Below are 21,822 nucleotides of genomic sequence, written 5' to 3' on the forward strand. Positions count from 1 at the left end.
AACGGGCCGGGCAACCGCACGGATTGTGAAGGAGATCTCACGGTGTGAAGGAGGGGTTCGCGCAGGCTCCCCTTCGGAACGCGAGATCTCCTTCACAACGTGCGCGCCCGCCGGATGCGTCTCACTCGTGCTCGATGCTCAACACGGTGGTGCGGATGCCGTCCGACTCGTACTGCACCGGCATCCCGGGGTGCGCGGACGAGAACCAGAAGATCCCATCGGCGGTGTCGTATCGACGGCAGGTGAGCTCGCCCAGGGGGGAGGACAGCGGCACGGTCGACATGCTCGTCGTCTCGGCGTCGAACGCCGCATGGCCCTGGAGCTCGGTCCAGGTCACCCGGCTCGAGACCACGGCTTTCGGGTCGGCCGCGGCCCAGCGATCGAGGGTCGCGCCCTCCTCATCCGTGTGGTGGAAGCGGTTGACGTGTTCGCCCAGCGGCCCGTCCGGGCCTTCGAGGAGGAGGCGGATGCGCTTCCCCCTGCCAGTGGCGTCTCTGATCTCTTCGGCGGTGAACGGCGTCGGCAGGAGGCCGGGGCCGAGCAGGTGCGGGTCGGGATCGGTCATGCACCCAGTCTGCGTCACGGGTGACCAGTACGTCACGGGATGGTCTCGATGTCCGTCACCCGAGGGAGATCCTTGACAGAATTGCGTTCTGTATACAGAATACGAGTGCGCCGGAAAGGCGCTCCCGACACGATCTTCCAATGATGAAAGAGGTAGCGAGATGGCACGTGCGAACGTGACGCGGTATCTGGCATTGGGTGCCGCCGGTGCTCTGGCCCTGGGGCTCGCCGCGTGCAGCGGCGGCGGAGGAGGCGGTGGCGTCGACGCCGACGGCAACGCGACGGTCATCTGGTCCACCTGGGGCACGGCGGACGAGCTGACCCGCTACGAGGAGTTCAACAAGGACTTCATGAAGCGCCACCCCGACATCACCGTCAAGCTCCAGCCCGTCGCCGGCTACGGTGACTACCACTCCAAGCTGCTCGCACAGCTCACCAGCAACACGGCTCCCGATGTCTTCTACGTCGGTGACGACATGATCGGCCAGTTCGTCGATTCCGACAGGCTGATGCCGCTCAGCGACCTGATGGAATCGGACGCGAGCAAGACCACGAAGGACGACTTCTTCCCCGGCCTCTTCGGCGCGGCGGAGGAGGACGGCGAGGTCTACGCGGCCCCGAACGACTCCAACCCCGACGTCTTCTGGTACGACAAGCAGGCGCTGGAAGCCGCCGGGATCACCGAGGATCCCGCGACGCTGGCCGAGAACGGCGAGTGGACGACCGACAAGTTCCTCGAGATGAACGCCACGCTCCACGACGCGGGGCTCACCGGGACGATGTACTGGAACTACTGGGCCACCCACTGGAGCTGGCTGTCGTCCCAGGGCCTTCCCGCGCCATATGACGAGGCGGGAGCGTTCGTCGCGAACCAGGACGACGCCACCGTCGCTTCCGTGCAGGAGCTCGGCGACCTCTTCCAGGACGGCACCTTCGTCGTCGCCGACACGCTTCCCGACGGCGCCGGAGCCGACAGCATCTTCGTCACGCACAAGGCCGGTTTCTTCGTGCAGGGCCGCTACACGATCGGCACGGTCAAGGCCACGGGCGAAGAGGACAGCTACGACATCGTCCGCTGGCCGACGCCCGACGGTGAGGCCGCGCCCACCGGTGTCGCGACCAGTTTCCTCGCGATCAACGGCAAGACCAAGGTGAAGGACGCCGCGTTCACGTTCTGGACGGAGTTCCTCTCCGCCGAGGGGCAGACCTTCCGCCTCGAAGGGGGCGGAACGCGGTCCCGTCGATCAAGGGTGCCGACGACGTGGTGCTCGAGGGGGACTACCCCGTGCACGCGCAGACGTTCCTCGACATGCGCGACATCGGGTTCACGAACTACCCCGCTGAGGCCAGGGTCCCGGGGCTGCCGGTCGCCATCTCCGAGGAGTTCCAGAAGCTCTACGAAGGCAAGACCGACGCGCAGGAGACGCTCGACACGATCGCCGGCGTGGTCGAGGATCGGTCGGAGAAGTAGGAGTGACCACGCTCACCGAGAACGGACGGATGCCGCAGGCCACGCCTGCGGCATCCGTCCCGCCCCTGCGTCGGGAGGCCGCCTGGCGTCGGCGGGATCGGGCCTGGGGCTACGTCTTCGTCGCTCCGCAGCTGCTCGGCATGGCGCTGTTCGTCGTGCTGCCGTTCGCCGCCAGCCTGGTGCTGGCCTTCGCCGAGTGGGACGGCCTGGGCGAGCTCACCTGGGTGGGGCTGGCGAACTTCGCCGATCAGCTGCAGGATCCGCTGCTCGCCCGTGCGATCATCAACACCCTGCTGATCGCGATCATCACCGTACCGATCGGCCTCACGCTCGCGGTCATCGTCGCCGTCGCACTCGAGAAGCTCAAGACCCGCACGCTCTACCTGATCCTGTTCTTCGCCCCGGTGGTCACCTCGACCGTCGCCGTCGCCATGATCTGGCAGCAGATGTTCCGTGCGGACGGCCTGCTCTCGACCACGATCTCGAAGGTGTTCGGGATCACGCCCCCGGATTGGCTGCAGGATCCGAAGCTCGCGCTCCTCGCCGTCTGCATCGTGACGATCTGGTCGTCGATGGGCCTGAACGTCGTGATCTTCCTGGCCGGTCTGCAGAACATCTCGCCGTCGGTGATCGAGGCCGCCCGCATCGACGGCGCCGGTGCCGTGCGCCTGTTCACCAGCATCCGGCTCCCGCTGCTCTCGCCGATCGTGTTCTTCTCCTCGGTGATCGCGTTCATCTCGTCGCTGCAGACCTTCGACACGGTCTACGTGCTGGTCTCCGGCGGCGGACCCGACAACGCGACCCGCACCATCGTCTACCACATCTTCGACCTCGGCTTCGGGCGATTCGAGTTCGGGCTGTCCAGTGCGGCCAGCATCATCCTGCTCGTGCTCACCCTCGTCATCACGGCGATCCAGTTCGGTGCGCAGAAGAAGTTCGTCCACTACGAGGATGACCCGGCATGACCCTCCAGACCACACCCCTCAGCGACCCCGCCGCCCCCGCGACCGATTCCACCGTCGCCCTCACCGCTCCCGGATACCGTCAGCGGGGCCGAGGGGGACCAGGGGCCGGACGCGCCCGCCGACGTCTCGGTTCGACCGTGCTGCACGTGCTCCTCGTGGTCGGCGGCATCTCGATGGTGTTCCCGTTCATCTGGATGCTGCTGACGTCGTTCAAGACCCTCCCGCAGCTGTTGAAGAACCCGCTGGAGTTCCTGCCGAACCCCTGGACCGTCGACAACTACGTGAACGCGTGGAACGCCGTGCCGTTCGGGCAGGCCTACCTGAACAGTGCGTACATCGCCGTGCTGGTGGTGGTCGGCACCCTGATCACCGCGTCGATGGCCGGGTACGCGTTCGCCCGTATCCGGTTCCGGGGCAGCAAGGTGATCTTCATCGTGTTCCTCGCGACGCAGATGATCCCGGCGCAGGTCACCCTCATCCCCTTCTACCTCCTGATGTCGCAGCTCGGCTGGGTGGATTCGCATCTCGCGCTGATCGTGCCCGGGATGATCGCGAACCCCTTCGCCGTGTTCCTGATGCGGCAGTTCGTCCTCGCTCTGCCGCGCGAGCTGGAGGAGGCCGCGCTGGTGGACGGCGCCGGGCGCTGGCGCATCTTCTGGAGCATCGTGCTGCCGAACCTGAAGCCCGGCCTCGCTGCGCTCAGCATCATCACCGCCCTCAGCGTCTGGAACGCGTTCCTGTTCCCGTTGGTGCTGTTGAACACGCCGGACCTGTTCACGGTTCCGCTGCTGCTGACCTCGTTCCAGGGGCAGTTCGGCTCCATCAACTACGGGCTCGTGATGGCGGCGTCCGCGATCGCGACCGTGCCGATGCTCATCGTTTTCGTGATCGGCCAGCGCAAGATCCTCAACAGCATGGCCGCATCGGGACTCGGGGGCCGATGATGGCGGATCTCGCCGCCCTCGCCGGGCGTCACCTCGACCTGGTGTCCGCTCCCTTCACGCTCCCGCGCTCGCGCGTGCTCGTGTTCCGTTCCGACGACGGCGAGGGCGTGCGCGTGCACACCTCGGAGTACGAGCGGCGGCTGTCGGAGTGCCGGGTGCTCGATGCGCTGATCGTGATCGGTGCCGGGGGCGAGGTGCTCCCGGTGACCGACGTGCATCCCGCGCGGGTGAGTTTCGGCGGCGGCGCGGTGACCCTGACCTTCGCCGATCCCTCCACGCTCAGCCTCGGCGGCGCTTCGGGATCGCGGGTGCGGCTCCGGCGTCCGGACGGCGGCGTCGAGGAGCATCCGCTCGATCGAGGGCTCGGGCTGCACGTCGCCGCTGATCGCACCGTCGCGGTCGTGCACGGCGACCACTCGGCTGCCCTGGCCGCGACCGAGGCGATCTGGACCGAGTGGTTCGCGAAGTGCCCGCGCGTGCGCGACGATCTGCAGGAGATGGCCGCCTTCTGCTGGTGGGTGCTCGGGGCGAACATCGTCGAGCTGCCGTCGCTGGGCGATGCCAGGGCCATCGTGCCGTCGAAGATCGGCTACGTCGGTCTCTGGCAGTGGGATGCGTACTTCATCGCGGTCGGTCTGCGCCACGGCGACCCCGAGCTCGCTCGCGAGCAGCTCGACATCGCCTTCCGGTTCCCACAGCCCGACGGGCAGCTGCCCGACGTCGTGCACGAGCTCGGGGTGCTGGCGACCAGCGACGATCTGCCCGAGAGCGACCGCGCCAACCTGCGCCGTGCCGGGTCGCAGATCGCCGACCCGAGCGCACCCGTGCCGCTGACGAAGCCTCCGCTCGCCGCCTGGGCGCTGCGCAAGGTGCTCGACGTCGAGGATACGCCCGACTACGCGCGCCGGCAACTGGCCCGGATCGTCCGCTCGCAGGACTGGTGGTTCGCCGGCAGCGACCTTGACCACGACGGGATGCCGGAGTACGGGCATCCCTACTCCTCCGGCCTCGATGACAGCCCGATCTTCGATGGCCCCCTGCCGACTGCCGCGCCCGACCTCGGGGCGTATCTGGTGCGGCAGGATCGCGAGATCGCCGACCTCCTGCGCCGGTACGAGCCCGGGGCCGACGTGTCGCGATTCGAGCAGCGGGCCGAGACCACACGGGAGCTGCTGCTTCGCATGTGGGATCCCGAGCGGGGACGCTTCCTCGCATTCGGCGGTGGGGAGCCGCAGCTCAGCGACACGGTCGTGGGGTTGATGCCGCTGCTCACGGGCACGTTGCCGCCTCCCGTCGCCGAGGCGCTGCGGGCGTCCGTCGACGACCCCGAACGCTTCGCTCTCCCCTGGGACTGCCCACGGTCGCGGCCTCCGACCCCGACTACTCGGACGAACGCATGTGGCGCGGACCGGTCTGGGTGAACACGAGCATGCTCGTCGCCGAGGGGCTGGAGGCATCCGGGTACCCCGAGAGAGCGCGGGAACTGCGGGAGCAGACCGTGGCGCTGGTGATCCACGGCGGGGGCCCGCACGAGTACTTCAATCCGCACACGGGTAAGAAGGCCCGCACGGCCACGACCGCCTTCGGCTGGTCGGCCGCGCTGTTCGTCGACCTCGCCGTGACGCTCTCACGGTGAGCACGCGCAGCATCCGTTCCGGTCGCACTTTCTCCCGCTATTCGGCCCTTTTGCCGGCAGAAAGTGCGACCGGAGCGGGGTCAGGCGGTGAAGTACGAGCTCGTGGCGTTGTCGAGGATGCGCTGCATGCCGTGCATCCAGTTGAGCTTGAGGGCGTCGACGGCGCCGGGGATGTCGCCGTCGGCGAGGTGGCGGGCGATCTCGGCGTGCTCGGCGGCGACGCGTTCGACCTTGACGTCTTCGGGGACCAGCAGGGACTCGTAGCGGTGGAACGAGCTGCGCACGTTGTCGATCACGGCCAGGAGCCGGGTGTTCGGGCAGGCGGACAGCATCACGCTGTGCCACTCGTCGTCCTTGGTGATGACCAGCTGGTGCTCCACGAGCTCGTCGGCGAAGGCTTCGGCCATCTCCTTGAGTCGGATCCCGATCACGCGCAGTTCCTCGGGCGGGCTCAGCTCGAGCGCCAGGCTCTCGAGTGCAGCCATGACCGGCGCGAGGTCGCGGAACTCGGACGCGCTGAGCGGGACGAAGCGGAAGCCCTTGCCGTTCTCGCTCTCGATCTGGCCCTCGGACTCGAGGGCGATGAGCGCTTCACGCAGGGGGGTGCGGCTCACGCCGAGTTCGGTGGCGAGCTGGACCTCGTTGATGCCTTCGCCGGGCTGCACGAGTCCGGCGCGCATACGGGTCAGCAACTCCTGCCGAACCTGCGAGCGCAGGTTCTTGCGTTCGATCGCCATGCGTCCCCTCTTCTGCCGCCTGCCCGTCAGCCTATGGGTTGACGGGCCTCGGGCGACGTCCTAGTGTGTTGTATACAGAATACAGCTGATCGCGGATTCGCACCAGTGCACCGCCGGATCAGCCGGTCATGACTCAGAGAGGAGGCTTCGTGCCCGCACCCGGTGGCGACCAGCCCGCCCGACGCGTCCGCCTCGACGCCCTCGCCTACGGCGGCGACTACAACCCCGACCAGTGGTCGGAGGAGACCTGGCACGAAGACATCCGCCTCATGCGCGAGGCCGGCGTGAACATGGTGAGCCTGCCGATCTTCAGCTGGCCGCAGCTCGAACCCGAGCCCGGCGTCTACGACTGGGCGTGGCTCGACCGCATCCTCGATCTGCTGTGGGACGCCGGCATCGCGATCGACCTCGCCACCGCCACCGCGACCCCGCCGTCCTGGCTGCTGCGGGCCCATCCCGAGATGGTGCCGTGGGATTCCGACGGGCACCGGCTCGAGTTCGGCTCCCGTCAGACCTACTGCCCCTCGTCGCCGATCTGGCGCGAGAACGTCGCCCGCATGACTCGCGCGATGGCGGAGCGCTACGGGGAGCACCCCGGCCTCGCGATGTGGCACATCTCGAACGAGTACGGCGATCACACCTCACGCTGCTGGTGCCCCGAGTCGGCCAGGCACTTCCGCCGCTGGCTGCAGGATCGCTATGGAGACCTCGACGGGCTGAACGAGGCCTGGGGCGTGAACGTCTGGGGCCAGCGCTACACCTCCTGGGAGCACATCGAGACGCCGAAGAAGGCGCCGGGCCCGATCAACCCGACCCAGCTGTTGGACTTCGAGCGGTTCTCGTCCGACGCCCTGCGGGAGCTGTTCCAGGTGGAGATCGACGTGCTGCGGGAGGTCACGCCCGACATCGCGGTCACCACGAACTTCATGAGCATGTTCCGCGACCTCGACTACTGGGACTTCGCCGCGATCGAAGATGTCGTGACCGACGACGCCTATCCGGAACCCGCAGACCCGACCTCGCACGTCGGTGCCGCCCTCAACTACGGCCTCATGCGCTCGCTCAAGGGCGGACAGCCCTGGCTGCTGCTGGAATCCTCGGCGAGCGCGACCAGCTGGCGCGACGTGAACGTGCCCAAGGCGCCGGGCAAGATCCGCATCGAGAGCCTGCAGGCGGTCGCCCACGGCTCGGACGCCGTCATGTTCTTCCAGTGGCGCCAGGCCAAGTACGGCCAGGAGAAGTTCCACTCCTCGATGCTCGGTCACCGGGGGGAGCGCTCGCGCAGCTTCCGGGAGACCAAGGAGCTGGGCAATGAACTGAAGAGGCTCGAGCCGGTTCGCGGCACCCGGGTGCGCTCGCGCGTGGCGCTGGTCGTGGACTGGGACTCGTGGTGGGGGACCAGTGCCGTGGAGTCGCTGCCCTCGCAGAGACTGCAGTGGGCGCAGCAGGCCCGGGCCTGGCACCGCGCGCTGTACACGCTCGGACAGCCGGTGGATGCCGTGCGCGCCACGGGGCCGTTCGACGCGTACGACGTGGTCGTGGTGCCGAACCTCTACATCGTCGAACAGCCGCAGGCCGACGCGTTGCGCACCTTCGTGGAGCGCGGAGGACACCTCGTCGTCGGACCGTTCTCGGGAGTGGTGGATGCGACCGAGAAGGTGCACGACGGCGGAGCACCCGGGCCGCTGCGCGATCTTCTGGGCATCGAGGTCGACGAGCAGTGGCCGATCGCCGACGGGCTGACCGAGAGCATCGACTACGCCGGCGAGATCCTGACGGTGCCGTCGTGGAGCGAGTGGCTCGAAACGGATGACGACGTCGAGGTGCGCGGCCGCTATGCCGGTGGCGAGCTCGACGGTCTGCCCGCCGTGACCCATCGCGCGGAAGGCCGGGGATCCGCCTGGTACGTCAGCGCGATGTTCGACGCCGCAGGTCTGCTCCCGGTGTTCCGCGACGTGCTGCGCAGGGCCGGCGTCCCCGCCAGGGAGCACACCGATGTCGAGGTCGAGGCGGTCACCCGCGCCGACGACACCACGGACTACACCTTCTACCTCAACCACGGACGCGCACCCGTGACGTTCGAGATCCCGACCCCGGGAGTCGACCTGCTCACCGGTCTGCGCCATACGGACCGACTGGAGCTCGATCGATACGGCGTCGCCGTGCTCGCCGCGCCCCGCGCCGAATCCATCCCCTTTGCCACCCTGATCCCTGTGAAGGAGGACGCATGACCGCCCCGTTCGTGCATCCGTACATCCCCAACACCGCGCCCGAGTCCCGTGCGGCGATGCTCGCCGCCGTGGGCGCCGCGTCGGTCGACGAGTTCTACGCCGACATCCCGGCCGGTCTCCGGCTCGGGCGGCCGCTCGATCTGCCGGCCCCGTTCGTGGCGGAACAGGACCTGGCCCGCCACGTGCGCGCACTGCTCGCGAGGAACCGCTCGACGCAGGAGCGGCTGAGCTTCCTCGGTGCCGGCACCTACCACCACTACGTACCGGCGGTCGTCGATGAGGTCATCGGACGCAGCGAGTTCCTGACCGCCTACGCCGGCGAGCCCTATGAGGACCACGGCCGCTTCCAGGCGCTGTTCCAGTACCAGTCGCTGATGGCCGAGCTGCTCGAGATGGACGTCGTGAACGTGCCGACCTACGACGGCTACCAGGCGACCGCGACCGGCCTCACCATGTCGGGGCGCCTCACCGGCCGCGGACGGGTGCTGGTCGTGAGCGATGTGCTCCCTGCGAAGCTCGCGAAGGTGCACGACTACGTCCGCGCCCACCTCACGCTCGAGCACCTGCCGACAGTCGGCGGCACCGCCGACGTCGATGCGATCCGCGCCGCGCTGGGCGATGACGTGGCCGCGGTCTGGGTCGAGACCCCCAGCGCCACCGGCGCCGTGGAAGCCGCGCTGCAGGACATCGCGGATGCCGCGCACGCGGTGGGCGCCGTGCTCGTGGTCGGCACCGACCCCATCGGCTACGGCGTCCTCACCCCGCCCGCCGTCTCGGGAGCGGACATCGTCACCGGTGACATCCAGTCCCTCGGCCTGCACCAGTGGTTCGGCGGCGCCCACGGCGGGTTCATCGCCGTCCACGACGACCCGCGGTTCGTGATGGAGATGCCGTCGCGACTGTTCGGGCTCGCGACCACCGACGTTCCCGGCGAGTACGGCTTCGGCGACGTCGCGTACGACCGCACCTCCTTCGCGCATCGCGAGGAGGGGAAGGAATGGGTCGGCACGGCCGCCGCCCTCTGGGGCATCGCCGCCGGGGTCTACCTGGCGCTGATGGGTCCCGCCGGCATGGCGGAGCTCGGCGAGGTGCTGCTCGCCCGCACCCGATACGCCCAGCAGGCGCTCGCCGCGGTTCCTGGCGTCTCGCTCGACGACGACGCCGTGCACCTCCGCGAATTCACCGTGACGTTCAGCGAGGTCACGGCGGACGCGGTCGTCGCGACGCTCCGCGCCCGCGGCATCGAACCCGGCGTGGTCGTGGGCGAGCACCGCCTGCTCGTCTGCGTCACCGAACTCACCTCCCAGGCCGACATCGACACTCTGGCGGGCGCGCTCGCTGAGGTCACGGCCTCCGATCTCGCTGCGAAGGAGCAGAACCGATGAGCCTCCCCGTCGCCCCCAAGCCCGCGCTGCGCCGTTTCCAACAGGCTCGCTGGGACGAGCCGATCATCTTCGAACTGACCACTCCCGGCGAACGCGGTGTGCTGGTCACGCAGGTCGAGCCCGGCGTGCGCGCGGCGGTGGGGGATGTGGTCGCCGCGCTGCCGTCCTCCCTGCGTCGGGCCGCGAAGCCGAAGCTCCCCGAGATGGGCCAGATGCGTGTGCTCAAGCACTACCTGCGCCTGTCGCAGGAGAACCTCGGCGCCGACTTCAACGTCGACATCGGCCAGGGAACGTGCACCATGAAGTACGCGCCGAAGATCAACGACCAACTTGCGAACACGCCGCAGCTCACCGCGATGCACCCTCATCAGGACCCGGCAGACGCGCAGGGCGTGCTCGAGATCGTCTGGCAGCTGGAGCGGATGCTCGCCGAGATCTCCGGCATGGACGAGGTCTCCCTCCACACGCAGGGCGGATCGGCGGCGATCTGGGCGAACATCGCGATGATCCGCGCTTTCCACGAGGCGAACGGAGAGGGCGAGCAGCGCCGCGAAGTCATCACCACGATCTTCAGCCACCCCTCGAACGCGGCGGCCGCGAAGGCCGCCGGGTACGAGGTCATCACCGTGTATCCCGATGCCGAGGGATACCCCTCGCTCGATGCGCTGAAGGCAGCGCTCTCGCCGCGCACCGCGGCCATCATGGTCACCAACCCCGAAGACACCGGCATCTACAATCCGGCGATCCGCGAGTGGGTGGACGCCGCGCACGCCGTGGGCGCCCTCGCCTCTTACGACCAGGCCAACGCCAACGGGATCCTCGGCATCACACGTGCCCGCGACGCCGGGTTCGACGTGTGCCATTTCAACCTGCACAAGACGTTCGGCACTCCGCACGGCAGCGGGGGCCCCGGCTCGGGCGCGAACGCCGTGAGCGCGGCGCTCGCCCCGTTCCTGCCGGGACCGCGAGTGGTGCGTGCGGATGACGGGACGTTCGCGGTGGCCGAGGCGGGCGAGCTGTCGATCGGCGCGGTCGGGCCCTTCTTCGGGGTGATCCCCGCGCTCGTGAAGGCCTACTCGTGGATCATGGCACTGGGGTCGGAGGGCCTGCTGGCCGCCGCCGAGACCGCCGTGCTGAACAACAACTACCTGATGGCGAAGGTGCTCGCGATTCCCGGAGCCTCCGCGCCCTACGCGACCGGGCGTCGGCGGATCGAGCAGGTGCGCTACTCGTGGGAGGAGCTCTCCCGGGAGACCGGGATCTCATCCGAGGAGATCGGTGTGCGCATGACCGACTTCGGCATGCACTACTGGACCAGCCACCACCCCTACGTGGTGCCCCAGCCGTTCACGCTCGAACCGACGGAGTCTTACTCCCTCGCCGAGCTCGACGAGTATGCGGCGACCCTCGCCGAAGTCGCACGCGAGGCACGGGAGACCCCCGAGGTGGTGCGCACCGCCCCGCACAACCAGACCGTGCACCACACGCACCACGACGATCTGGACGACCCCGACCGCTGGGCGGTCACGTGGCGCGCGTATCAGCGGAAGTACTTCCCCGCGGAGTCCGACGCGTCGTGATCGGACTCGTCGTCAATCCTGTCGCCGGAGTCGGTGGGCCCGCGGGCCTCGCCGGCTCCGACGGTGCGGACGTGCAGCACCTCGCCCTCGCGCGCGGTGCCCGCTCCCGCGTGCAGGAGCGGGCGGCCCTGGCTCTGACGGAACTCGCCGCACGGCATCCAGGACTCGTGGTCGCGACCGCAGACGGAGCGATGGGAGCCGATGCCGTCCGTGCGGCGGGGCTCGTGCCCCGGGTGGTGTGGGCTCCCGGTCGCGCGACAGCCGGTGCCGACACGACCGCCGCTGCCGACACGACCGCCGCGGTGGGCGCGCTCGCCGCCGCCGGTGCTGACCTGATCCTCGTGGTCGGTGGGGACGGGACCCTGCGGGACGCGTGCGCCGGGCTCGATGCGGCCGCCTCCTTCGACTCGATGCAGGACGACACGCCAGATGCAGGACGATCCGCCGGTGAAGGCTCCGACATCTGGCGTGTCGTCCTGCAAGTGGAGTCGGGTGCGGGGGAGGCCGGGGCTGCGGGGGCGGCGGCTGCGGGTGCGGCGGCGGCGGGTGCGGTGGCGGCGGGTGCGGTGGTGCCCGCCGTGCTCGGGGTTCCGGCGGGCGTGAAGATGTACTCGCCCGTGTTCGCGGTCAGCCCGCGGGCGGCCGGGGCGATCGCGGCCGACTGGATCGACCGGGACGGACTTCCCACCGACGACCGCGAAGTGCTCGACATCGACGAGGCAGCGATGCGGCAGGCTCGTGTCGACCCGACGCTGTACGGGATGCTCCGGGTGCCCTACCGCGCCGGACGGACGCAGGCACGGAAGGCCGCGACGCCGGTCACCGAGGCCGCCGCCGTCGAAGCCGCCGCGCGGGGAGCCGTGGCGCGCATGCTCCCGGGCGTCCGCTATCTGCTCGGACCCGGCGGCACGACGGCCGAGATCGCGAGGCAGCTCGGCGTCGAAGGATCCCCCCTCGGTGTCGACGTCGTCCTCGACGGTGCCGTGCGCGTGCGGGGAGCCAGCGAGCAGGAGCTCCTCGCCCAGATCGCGCAGGGCCCGGCCCAGGCCGTGATCACCGTGATCGGCGGCCAGGGGTTCCTGCTCGGGCGGGGCAACCAGCAGCTCTCGGCCGCGGTCCTGCGCGCCATCGGCCCCGATCCGCTCCTGGTCGTCGCACCGGAGCAGAAGCTCATCGACCTGCACGGCCGGCCCCTTCTCGTCGACACCGGCGACCCTGATCTGGATGCGAGACTCGCCGGACACGTGCGCATCATCACCGGTGTCGGCACCCGCAGCCTCTACGCCGTGACTGCCCCCGAACTGACCCCCGCCTGACCGATCCGGCGGAACGAACCCGAAAGGACACCCCATGCGTCTCGAGAACAAGAAGGCCATCGTCACCGGTGGCGCCGGAGGCATCGGTCGTGCCACGTCGCTCGCGCTTGCCGCGGAGGGCGCTGCCGTCGCCGTCGTCGACCTGAACGCGGAGGCGGCCGAAGGCGTCGCCGCGGAGATCCGTGCGGCGGGTGGCTCGGCCATCGCGATCGCCGCCGACGTCGCGAGCGAGGCCGACATCGAGCGGGTCATCGCCACCGCGGTGGCCGAGCTGGGCGGCGTGAACGTCGTCTTCAACAATGCGGGCATCATCCGCCGCACCACGGCCGTGGAGACGACCGTCGAGGAGTGGGACCGGGTGTTCGGTGTGAACGTGCGGTCGATCTTCCTGATGTGCAAGCACATCGTGCCGATCATGGAAGCGGCCGGAGGCGGCTCGATCATCAACACGGGATCGGGGTGGGGCCTCAAGGGCGGAGGCCAGGCGATCTCGTACTGCGCGTCGAAGGGCGCCGTGGTGAACATGACCCGCGCGCTCGCGATCGACCACGGGCCCGCCGGCATCCGCGTGAACTCCGTCAATCCCGGAGACGTGAACACCGGGATGCTGCGCGACGAGGCGCGTCAGCTCGCGCAGGACACGAACGCCTTCCTCGCCGAGGCCGCCGACCGCCCGCTGCGCCGGATGGGAGAGCCGAGCGAGGTCGCACAGGCCGTGGTGTGGCTCGCGAGCGACGACTCCTCGTACGTCACCGGATCGGCCCTGGTGGTGGACGGCGGCGGCATCGCCTGAGCGAGGGGTGGGGCGGGGAAACTCGCGTAAAATCGGGATGGTGACCGACGCGAACCCTGAACTCGGCGCCGGCATCGACCCGGACGACCTCGCCACGACGCTGCGCGTGCTCGCCGAACTGCACACGATCGACAACGAGCACCCGGACTTCGTCGCGGTGCGCCACGCGACCGCGGCCATGTTCAAGGCCGTCAAGCGCGTGCGTCGCAAGGAGATCCGCGACGCGATCGCCGAGGCCGACAAGGCCGTGGTCGCCCGCACCGCCACCGGTGCCCCCGACCGCATCGACGACGAGACCCGGGGTCACGACCTCGCCACCAGCGTCGTGGACGCCCCGATCGCGGGCGAGCTCCTCAAGCCGCGCAACTGCTACATCTGCAAGCAGCCGTACACGCAGGTCGACGCGTTCTATCACCAGCTCTGCCCCGACTGCGCCCGCTTCAGCCACGGCAAGCGCAACGCCCGCACCGACCTCACCGGCAAGCGCGCCCTGCTCACGGGCGGCCGCGCCAAGATCGGCATGCACATCGCGCTTCGTCTGCTCCGAGACGGGGCGCACACCACGATCACGACGCGTTTCCCGCGCGACGCCGTGCGCCGGTTCTCCGCGCTGCCCGATTCCGCCGACTGGCTGCACCGTCTGAGGGTGGTGGGCATCGACCTGCGTGACCCGGCACAGGTCATCGGGCTCGCGGACTCGGTCGCCGCTCAGGGGCCGCTCGACATCCTGATCAACAACGCCGCCCAGACCGTACGGCGCTCGCCGGGGGCGTACTCGCTGCTCGCGGATGCCGAGCTGCAGCCGCTCCCCGACGGACCGCTGCCCGAGATGGAGACTTTCGGGCACACGGTCGATCCGCATCCGCAGGCGCTGCAGGCCTCGGTCGACTCGCATCCGCTGCTGTCGGTGGCGGCGCTCGGCGGCACCGTCGCGGAGCAGGGTGGCCAGGCGCTCACGGCCGAAGACCTGGCTCGCCTCGCGATGGCCCCCGGGTCCTCCTCCCTCGAGAAGCACGCGGACGGCACCGCGATCGACGCCGGCGGGCTCGTGCCCGATGTGAACCGCGTCAACAGCTGGGTGCAGTCGATCGAGCAGGTCGACCCGCTCGAGATGCTCGAGGTGCAGCTCGCGAACACGACCGCCCCGTTCCTGCTGATCAGCCGGCTGCGGGCCTCCATGGCCGCCTCCGAGGCGCGCCGCACCTACGTCGTGAACGTCTCGGCGATGGAGGGGCAGTTCTCCCGTCGCTACAAGGGTCCCGGTCACCCGCACACGAACATGGCCAAGGCCGCACTCAACATGCTCACCCGCACCAGCGCCGGCGAGATGCTCGAGAAGGACGGCATCCTGATGACCGCGGTCGACACGGGCTGGATCACCGATGAGCGCCCGCACTACACGAAGGTCCGGCTGGCGGAAGAGGGCTTCCACGCGCCGCTCGATCTGGTCGACGGTGCCGCACGCGTCTACGATCCGATCGTGCGCGGCGAGGCCGGGGAGGACATCCACGGCGTGTTCCTGAAGGACTACGAGCCCAGCCCCTGGTGAAGCCGCGGGTCAGAGCGCGTCGAGAGCGGCACGCGCCGTCCCTTCATCGGTGATCAGGGTGGTGACGAGTCCGGATCGCAGGGCGGCGAGCACGGCGCGCTGCTTGCCCGCACCCCCGCCGAGGGCGATGCGCGTCGGGGTGCGCTCCAGCTGCGCGGTGGTGATCCCGATCAGGCGTCGGTGGAGGCCGTCGACCTCGTTGCCGTCGGTGTCGAGCAGGGTCGTGCCCAGTTCGGCGACCACCCCTCGGCGCAGGAGAGGAGCGAGTTCGTCGAGTTCGTCGAGCTGGGAAGCCAGCAGTGAGCTGCCCGGCCAGCCACCGACCGTGAGCGCTGCCATGTCGATGTGGTCGATGCGCGCCAGGGCCTGTTGCACGGCGGGCTCCCGGGTCACCGCCTCCCACGAGCGGGCACTCCGGGTGACGAACGAGGCGGGGAGGGCGAACATCCTCCCCTTGGCGACGCCGCTGAGCTGACTGATCGCTTCGAGGTGCGTCCCCGCGTCGACCGAGGCGAAGCCGGTGAGCTGGACCACGTCGCAGGTGGCCACCTCCCGGATGCGGTCGCACGTGTCGAGGATCGTCCGCCCGGGGCCGAGACCCACGATGGCGTCTTCGCCGATGGTCTCGCTCAGGAAGCGTGCACCGATGCTCGCGATCGTCGTGCGGGTGCGTGTCTCGTCGTTCGAGGGGGTGAGGGCCACGAACGCCGATTCGAGACCGTAGGCGCGGCTGAGTGCTTTCGAGAGCTCGGGGGCGATGGGCTCCGGCAGGCGGGTGCGGACCTCGACGAGACCGTCCTCGCGCGCTCGCCGGATCATCCGCCCCACGAGGAATCGCGAGATGCCGAGTTCTTCGGCGATCTCGATGGTCGATCGTCCGTGCTGGAGATTCTGGACGGCAGCGTACGCATACTGCACAGATTCGGTTGTTGAAAGAGTTGTGCACATATGAGCACTCTAGTGACTCACATGAGGACATTCCCTGTACTCTCGAACGCAAGTCACACGGAACCCGTCGCAGTTCGAAGGAGTATCGATGAACAACAGCCGAAAGCGTGCGCGCGCCCACAGCATCACCGCCGCCGTCGTCGTCCTCACCACCGCCGGCCTCCTGGCCGGCTGCGCGCCGAGCGACAGCACGACGTCCTCGACCGACGTCTCGTCGTTCGACTGGAAGAACTACAGCGGCGAGAAGCTGAGCATCCTCATGAGCGAGCATCCCCTCTCCGACGCCGTCCTCGACCACGTGTCCGACTTCGAGGAGAAGACCGGCATCGACGTCGACATCGAGACGCTGACCGAGTCCGACTACATGGTGAAGATCCTCACCGAGCTCCAGTCCGGCGCGGCCGGCTACGACGTCTTCATGACGTCCCAGCCGATGAACTACCAGTACGCCGCGGCCGGCTGGATGGAAGACCTGCAGCCGTGGGTCGACGACGACACGCAGACAGCTCCGGACTACGACTTCGACGACTTCTTCCCCTCGCTCATCGAAGCGGAGCGGTGGGACACCACGGAGTTCGACGGTGCGGGCGAAGGAGGTCTCTGGGCGATTCCCGCGAACGAGGAAGGCTACGCCCTCTTCTATCGAAAGGACATCCTCGAGGCCAACGGCGTCGCGGTGCCACAGACGATCGACGAGCTCATCGCCGCCGCGCAGAAGCTCGACGGCACCGAATTCGACGGCAAGACCATCTCCGGGTTCGTCAGTCGCGGCGACAAGACCTACCCCACCCTGAACCCGTTCTCCACGTTCGCCGGGGCCTACGGCGTCCAGGACATCACCGACGGCAAAGCCACCGTGAACTCGAAGGCGGGCAACGCGGCCGTCACCAAGTGGATCGAACTCATGCGCACCGCGCCGGACGCGGCGAGCACCTACACGTGGTACGAGGCGCAGCAGGACTTCCTCGCCGGGAACTCCGCGTTCTACATCGACGCCGACCACATGGCCCCCGACTTCGAGAAGGAGGGCAGCGGGATCGCGGGCAAGGTCGGCTACGCGCTGCCGCCCGAGGGGCCGAAGGGGCGTTCGTCGAGCATGTGGGTCTGGTCGCTCGGCATGAACGCGGCGTCCACGCACAAGGGCGCTGCCTGGCAGTTCATCCAGTGGGTGACGTCGAAGGAGCTACTGACGGATTCCATCGCGAACGGCAACCTCAACCCGACGCGCGTCTCCGTCGCCGAGAGCCCTGAACTCTCGGCCGCGACCGAAGGCTGGGGGGACTACAACGAGGTCTGGAAGAAGACCCTGACCGACTATGCGGAGTGGCCGTACGCGCCGTCTGCGAGCTGGACGACGGTCGGCGACATCTGGGCGACCGCGATCCAGTCGGCGCTGCTCGACAAGGCATCTGTGAAAGACGCTCTGGATGACGCGGCAACGAAGATCGACGCGGCGATCGAGTGACCTCGGCGGACCGGAGATGACGATCGGAGTGGACAGAGAGTCATGAAGCCCAAACCTCATTTGCCGTACCTGCTCGTCCTGCCGGCACTCGCTGTTCTCGTGGCGGTGCTCTACCCCTTCCTCACCGGTGTCTGGTGGTCGTTCACGTCCTACCGACTGAACCGGGGTGCGCCGACATTCAACGGTGGCGCGAACTACCTCAATCTGTTCGTCACCGGGGAGGGGCTGCACGCGATCGGCATCACGCTGCTGTACGCCGTCGTCGTCGTGAGCGTGGAGTGCGTTCTCGGCATCGGACTCGCGATGCTGCTGAACTACGGTCCGTACGGCAGCACGTTCCGCCTGCTGATCGTCCTGCCGCTCCTGCTGCCCCCGGTGATCGCCGCGCTGATGTGGAAGGTGATGCTGACCGAGAACGGTGTCGTGAACTGGCTTCTCGAAGCCGTCGGCCAGCCCGGACTGCTCTGGCTCAACGGCCTCGACAGCGCCCTGTGGTCGGTGATGATCATCGACATCTGGATCTTCACCCCGTTCGTCGTGCTCCTCGCACAGGCCGGCCTCCGCAGCGTTCCGCAGGAGCTTCGCGAGGCCTCAGCGGTCGACGGTGCGGGTCCGGTCCGGAACTTCTTCTCCATCACGCTGCCGATGCTGGTGCCCGTGCTCATCGTGATCATCGCGTTCCGCGGCATCGACTCCTTGAAGATGTTCGACATCATCTACACGACGACCAAGGGCGGGCCCGTGGACGCGACGACCAACCTCCATGTGCTCGCCTACCTGGACGGCATCCGCAACATGAACTTCGGCGCGGCGATGGCGGCCCTCGTGGTGCTGTGGGTGCTGTGCAACCTGCTGTCGTCCGTGCTGCTCCGGGCGCGTCGGGCGGAGGCGGGAGCATGAACGTCTCTCCGAGCGGTTCCGTCGCCCGGTCCCGTCGTCGCAAGAAGCTCCTGCGGCACGGTGCGGTGATCGCGTCGCTGAGCGTGTGGAGCGTCTTCGCGCTCGCGCCCCTCGTGTGGATCGTGATGATGTCGTTTAAGAAGGCCGAAGACATCGTCGCCTACCCGCCCACCTTCGTCTTCACTCCGACGTTGACGAACTACGTCGAGGTGCTGAGCAGTGCGAAGTTCATGGCCCCGTTCGTGAACTCGCTCATCGTGACGGTGGGGTCGCTGCTCGTGACGGTCGTGATCGGCCTTCCGACCGCGTACGCACTCGCGCGCTTCTCGTTCCGGGGACGCGAGAACATCGCGTTCGGGATCCTGTCCCTGCGATTCGCTCCCGAATTGCTGATCATCCTGCCGCTGTATCTGCTGTTCCAGAAGACGGGCCTGTACGACTCTCATCTGGGGTTGATCCTGGCGTATCAACTCGTCACGCTGCCCATGCTGGTGTGGATGCTCCGCTCCTTCATCGAGGATCTGCCCGGCGAGCTGGAAGAAGCGGTGGCCATGGATGGGGGCACGCGCTGGACCGCTTTCCGTCACGTGCTCCTGCGACTGATCGCACCGGGCCTCGGCGCGAGTCTGATGCTCTCTTTCGTCTGGGCGTGGAACAGCTACACGCTGCCGCTGGTGCTGGCGGGGAAGAACACGCAGGTCATCACGACCGGGATCCAGCAGTACATCTCCGCGCAATCCATCGACTGGGGACCCATGGCAGCGGCCACGGTCGTCTCCCTCATCCCCGGGATTCTCTTCGCGGTGTTCTCACTGCGCTGGATCGTCGGCGGTCTCACCGCCGGCACTGTCAAAGGCTGAAAGCCCGCACGACCGAAAGGTGCCACCCATGTCCGTTCCTTCCACCATGTACGCCAGCGTGCTCACCGGGCCGAAGCGCGTAGAGCTCGAGAGTCGCCCGGTCCCCTCCCCGGGTGCGGGCGGCGTCCTCATCAAGGTCACCGCGGTCGGCGTCTGCGGCTCGGACACCCACTTCTTCGAATCGGGTGCCGTCGGAGACATCGTCGTCCGGGACCATGTCGTGCTCGGGCACGAGACCGCGGGGGAGATCGTCGCCGTGGGTGCGGGCGTCGATGCGAGCCGCGTGGGGACGCGGGTCGCTGTGGAGCCGCAGACGCCGTGTCGCGCCTGCCGCTTCTGCAAGCGCGGCGCCTATCACCTGTGCCCGAGCATCCGCTTCTTCGGCGCCTGGCCGGTCGACGGCTCCTTCGCGGAGTTCGTGATCGTCGACGCCGACTTCGCGCACGAGATCCCCTCGGCCATGACCGACGAGCAGGCCGCGCTCGCCGAACCCGTCTCGGTGGCGATCCACGCGGCCCGTCGTGCAGGTGTCACGGCGGGCGCGAGGGTGCTCATCACCGGCGCCGGCCCGATCGGGGTCCTGACCGCGCAGGTCGCGAAGGCGTTCGGTGCCGTCGAGGTCGTCATCAGCGATCCGATTGCGAAACGGCGGGACTTCGCCCGCGCACGAGGGGCGGACGAGGTCATCGACTCCGCGGGCGACGGGCTCGCTCGCTTCGACCAGTACTTCGACATCTACATCGATGCATCGGGCAGCGCCCAGGCGATCCGTGCCGCGCTGCCGACGATCGTCCGTGGAGGCATCGCGGTCCTCGTCGGCATGGGTGGTAATCAGCTCGACGTTCCTGTCGCGATGCTGCAGCACCGAGAGATCACGCTCACCGGTACCTTCCGGTACGTCAACACATGGCCGACGGCGATCGACCTGATCTCCCGTGGCATCGTCGACACCTCGGGGATCGTGACCGGACGATACGGCTTGGACGGCGTCGAGGATGCACTGATGAAGGCGAAGACGGATCCGGAAGCGATCAAGACCATGATCATCCCCGCTCTCACCGTCTCCGACGCCCGGACGGGCTGAGCGACAGCGAGGAGCGACGCCCTCGCCGGGGTGGCGGATACGAATTCAGTGGGCGCGAGTGGCGAGGTTCGCGGAGGCCCATCGGCCGAGCTGGTCCAGGATCGGCAGGAGCCCCTCGCCACTTGGCGTGAGCGCATAGGAGACGGTGATCGGCGGGCCCGCGTCGACCGTGCGCGCGATGAGTCCGGCATCGGAGAGTTCAGCGAGCCGATCGGAGAGCACGGTGTCGCTGATGCCGGCGACGGCGCGGCGCAGGGCGACGAACGTGGACGGCCCACCGCCGAGTGACGACACGATCATGCCGTTCCACCTTTTCCCGAGCACGCTGAACGCCAGTGTGACGGCGACGTCGCACACCTGACGTTCTTCGTCGACCTCGGCCATTCCCCCATCCTACCCGTGCTACGTTAAGCAGTGTCGCTAAGAAAAACATAGCGACTACGAAAACGAGAGGTAGGCCATGTCCCTGTTCCGCCTGGATGCCAGCATCCTTCCCACGTCGTCCGCCAGCCGGGCGCTCGCCGACCTCGTCGAGGCCGAGTGGACCGCGTCCCACCCCGACTCGATCGTCACCCGCCGCGACCTGGCAAGTGACCCGGTGCCGGCGACCGCGTGGGCGGACGCCGTGACCGGTGGATTCGTCGACGAGGCGCAGCGCACCCCCGCGCAGCGCGACGCCCGCGCGCTCGCTTCGACATTCGCCGACGAGTTGATCGGTGCAGACGCGCTTCTGTTCGCGGTGCCGCTGTACAACTACGGCGTCTCGCAGCACTTCAAGACGTGGTTCGACCTGTCCTACACCGATTCACGCATCGACCCGACCGGCACCGCGCTCAACGGCAAGCCTGCGACGCTCGTCACCGTGCTCGGCGGCAACTACTCGCCCGGCTCGCCGAAGGAGGGCTGGGACCACTCCACCGGCTGGCTGCGCCGCGTGCTCGAAGACGCCTGGGGCCTCGATCTGCGCGTGGTGCAGCGTCCGTTCACGCTGGTCGGCGTGAATCCGGCGCTCGACGCCTTCGCTGACACTGCGCGCGAGCTCAAGGAGAACGCCGAGTCCGACGCCCGCATCTACGGACGCGAGCTCGCCGCGACGCGCGACCCTCGCGTGGCCTGAGCCGAGCGGTCTTCAATGCCATGGAGGCAGATTCCATTGAACGGGCGCGATTGGCAATTGAAGAAAGAAAGTGCGAAGACCTTCGTGGGATACGTCTGTCCTACCCGTCTCGATCACGAGGGTCTTCACACTTTGTGATGTCTTTCGGAGGCGGATTAGCTCACAGAAATTTCATACGGGAAGCCTGCATCGCACGCCTTAAAAGTGACCTTGCCGCCTGACGCGCCAAAGGGAATCGTCTTCTTGTTGACCGTGTTCCAGAGGTCGGTCGAACACT

Annotated in this window: 18 protein-coding genes and 2 pseudogenes; 16 read left to right on the plus strand and 4 right to left on the minus strand. The window is 68.3% G+C overall.

Translation table 11 applies throughout. The features are described 5' to 3' along the window. Positions 1 to 121: 121 nt before the first annotated feature. Positions 122 to 565, minus strand: a complete 444-nt coding sequence (locus FGL91_RS06270; protein WP_153243385.1) for a hypothetical protein — start codon at positions 563 to 565, stop codon at positions 122 to 124. Between the two features lie 349 nt (positions 566 to 914). Here FGL91_RS06270 and FGL91_RS19375 point away from each other — a divergent pair. The 5 genes and pseudogenes from FGL91_RS19375 to FGL91_RS19380 all read left to right on the plus strand — a co-directional run. Then, positions 915 to 1,730, plus strand: a pseudogene (locus FGL91_RS19375) (ABC transporter substrate-binding protein); the annotation flags it as partial. 95 nt (positions 1,731 to 1,825) lie between these two features. Continuing rightward, positions 1,826 to 2,035 (plus strand): hypothetical protein, encoded by a 210-nt coding sequence (locus FGL91_RS06280; protein WP_153243386.1) that lies wholly within the window; start codon positions 1,826 to 1,828, stop codon positions 2,033 to 2,035. A gap of 2 nt (positions 2,036 to 2,037) precedes the next feature. Next, a complete protein-coding gene (locus FGL91_RS06285; RefSeq protein ID WP_047522834.1) occupies positions 2,038 to 3,000 on the plus strand; it encodes a carbohydrate ABC transporter permease in 963 nt (320 codons plus the stop codon). Continuing rightward, positions 2,997 to 3,944 carry a carbohydrate ABC transporter permease gene (locus FGL91_RS06290; RefSeq protein WP_081996995.1) on the plus strand — a complete coding sequence of 316 codons (948 nt, stop codon included), beginning with the start codon at positions 2,997 to 2,999 and terminating at the stop codon, positions 3,942 to 3,944. Before FGL91_RS06285 ends, FGL91_RS06290 begins: the two co-directional genes overlap by 4 nt. Positions 3,945 to 4,441: 497 nt before the next feature. Then, a pseudogene (locus tag FGL91_RS19380) lies at positions 4,442 to 5,580 on the plus strand (amylo-alpha-1,6-glucosidase). An 80-nt stretch (positions 5,581 to 5,660) separates the two neighbouring features. On the opposite strand, the gene FGL91_RS06305 reads toward FGL91_RS19380, so the two are convergent. Then, positions 5,661 to 6,317 carry a GntR family transcriptional regulator gene (locus tag FGL91_RS06305; protein WP_052193514.1) on the minus strand — a complete coding sequence of 219 codons (657 nt, stop codon included), beginning with the start codon at positions 6,315 to 6,317 and terminating at the stop codon, positions 5,661 to 5,663. A gap of 128 nt (positions 6,318 to 6,445) precedes the next feature. On the opposite strand from FGL91_RS06305, the gene FGL91_RS06310 reads away from it, so the two are divergent. The 6 genes from FGL91_RS06310 to FGL91_RS06335 are packed head-to-tail and all read left to right on the plus strand — an operon-like array spanning position 6,446 to position 15,171. Beyond that, the gene (locus FGL91_RS06310; RefSeq protein WP_227991940.1) at positions 6,446 to 8,548 is read left to right on the plus strand and encodes a beta-galactosidase; all 2,103 of its coding nucleotides are present in this window, start codon (positions 6,446 to 6,448) and stop codon (positions 8,546 to 8,548) included. Next, positions 8,545 to 9,933, plus strand: coding sequence for an aminomethyl-transferring glycine dehydrogenase subunit GcvPA (gene gcvPA / locus FGL91_RS06315; protein ID WP_153243390.1), 1,389 nt, complete (start codon positions 8,545 to 8,547; stop codon positions 9,931 to 9,933). Before FGL91_RS06310 ends, gcvPA begins: the two co-directional genes overlap by 4 nt. Further along, the gene (gene gcvPB / locus FGL91_RS06320) at positions 9,930 to 11,513 is read left to right on the plus strand and encodes an aminomethyl-transferring glycine dehydrogenase subunit GcvPB (RefSeq protein ID WP_153243391.1); all 1,584 of its coding nucleotides are present in this window, start codon (positions 9,930 to 9,932) and stop codon (positions 11,511 to 11,513) included. Before gcvPA ends, gcvPB begins: the two co-directional genes overlap by 4 nt. Continuing rightward, positions 11,510 to 12,829, plus strand: a complete 1,320-nt coding sequence (locus FGL91_RS06325) for an ATP-NAD kinase family protein (RefSeq protein ID WP_194239325.1) — start codon at positions 11,510 to 11,512, stop codon at positions 12,827 to 12,829. The genes gcvPB and FGL91_RS06325 overlap by 4 nt, the downstream gene beginning before the upstream one ends. A gap of 34 nt (positions 12,830 to 12,863) precedes the next feature. Continuing rightward, complete coding sequence (locus FGL91_RS06330) at positions 12,864 to 13,622, plus strand: SDR family NAD(P)-dependent oxidoreductase (RefSeq protein WP_047523305.1); 759 nt, start codon at positions 12,864 to 12,866, stop codon at positions 13,620 to 13,622. Between the two features lie 37 nt (positions 13,623 to 13,659). Further along, positions 13,660 to 15,171, plus strand: coding sequence for an SDR family NAD(P)-dependent oxidoreductase (locus tag FGL91_RS06335; protein ID WP_047523304.1), 1,512 nt, complete (start codon positions 13,660 to 13,662; stop codon positions 15,169 to 15,171). Positions 15,172 to 15,180: 9 nt separating this feature from the next. Here FGL91_RS06335 and FGL91_RS06340 read toward each other — a convergent pair whose 3' ends face one another. After that, on the minus strand, positions 15,181 to 16,089 hold the full coding sequence (locus FGL91_RS06340) for a sugar-binding transcriptional regulator (RefSeq protein WP_194239326.1): 909 nt from the start codon (positions 16,087 to 16,089) through the stop codon (positions 15,181 to 15,183). 118 nt (positions 16,090 to 16,207) lie between these two features. On the opposite strand from FGL91_RS06340, the gene FGL91_RS06345 reads away from it, so the two are divergent. From FGL91_RS06345 to FGL91_RS06360, 4 genes are read left to right on the plus strand one after another with little or no spacing between them, the layout of a single operon-like run. Then, entirely contained in the window at positions 16,208 to 17,584 is a 1,377-nt protein-coding gene (locus FGL91_RS06345; protein WP_153243394.1) for an ABC transporter substrate-binding protein, read from the plus strand. Positions 17,585 to 17,626: 42 nt separating this feature from the next. After that, positions 17,627 to 18,484 carry a carbohydrate ABC transporter permease gene (locus tag FGL91_RS06350; protein ID WP_153243395.1) on the plus strand — a complete coding sequence of 286 codons (858 nt, stop codon included), beginning with the start codon at positions 17,627 to 17,629 and terminating at the stop codon, positions 18,482 to 18,484. Beyond that, on the plus strand, positions 18,481 to 19,344 hold the full coding sequence (locus FGL91_RS06355) for a carbohydrate ABC transporter permease (protein ID WP_153243396.1): 864 nt from the start codon (positions 18,481 to 18,483) through the stop codon (positions 19,342 to 19,344). The genes FGL91_RS06350 and FGL91_RS06355 overlap by 4 nt, the downstream gene beginning before the upstream one ends. A gap of 28 nt (positions 19,345 to 19,372) precedes the next feature. Continuing rightward, the gene (locus FGL91_RS06360; RefSeq protein WP_153243397.1) at positions 19,373 to 20,428 is read left to right on the plus strand and encodes an NAD(P)-dependent alcohol dehydrogenase; all 1,056 of its coding nucleotides are present in this window, start codon (positions 19,373 to 19,375) and stop codon (positions 20,426 to 20,428) included. Between the two features lie 45 nt (positions 20,429 to 20,473). On the opposite strand, the gene FGL91_RS06365 is transcribed toward FGL91_RS06360, so the two are convergent. Next, positions 20,474 to 20,812, minus strand: coding sequence for a winged helix-turn-helix transcriptional regulator (locus tag FGL91_RS06365; protein WP_131492000.1), 339 nt, complete (start codon positions 20,810 to 20,812; stop codon positions 20,474 to 20,476). A 76-nt stretch (positions 20,813 to 20,888) separates the two neighbouring features. Between FGL91_RS06365 and FGL91_RS06370 the strand changes: the two genes are divergently transcribed. Next, positions 20,889 to 21,545 carry an FMN-dependent NADH-azoreductase gene (locus FGL91_RS06370; protein WP_131492001.1) on the plus strand — a complete coding sequence of 219 codons (657 nt, stop codon included), beginning with the start codon at positions 20,889 to 20,891 and terminating at the stop codon, positions 21,543 to 21,545. Positions 21,546 to 21,822: the final 277 nt, after the last annotated feature.

The organism is Microbacterium sp. CBA3102 (assembly GCF_007954505.1).
GTDB lineage: Bacteria > Actinomycetota > Actinomycetes > Actinomycetales > Microbacteriaceae > Microbacterium > Microbacterium aurugineum.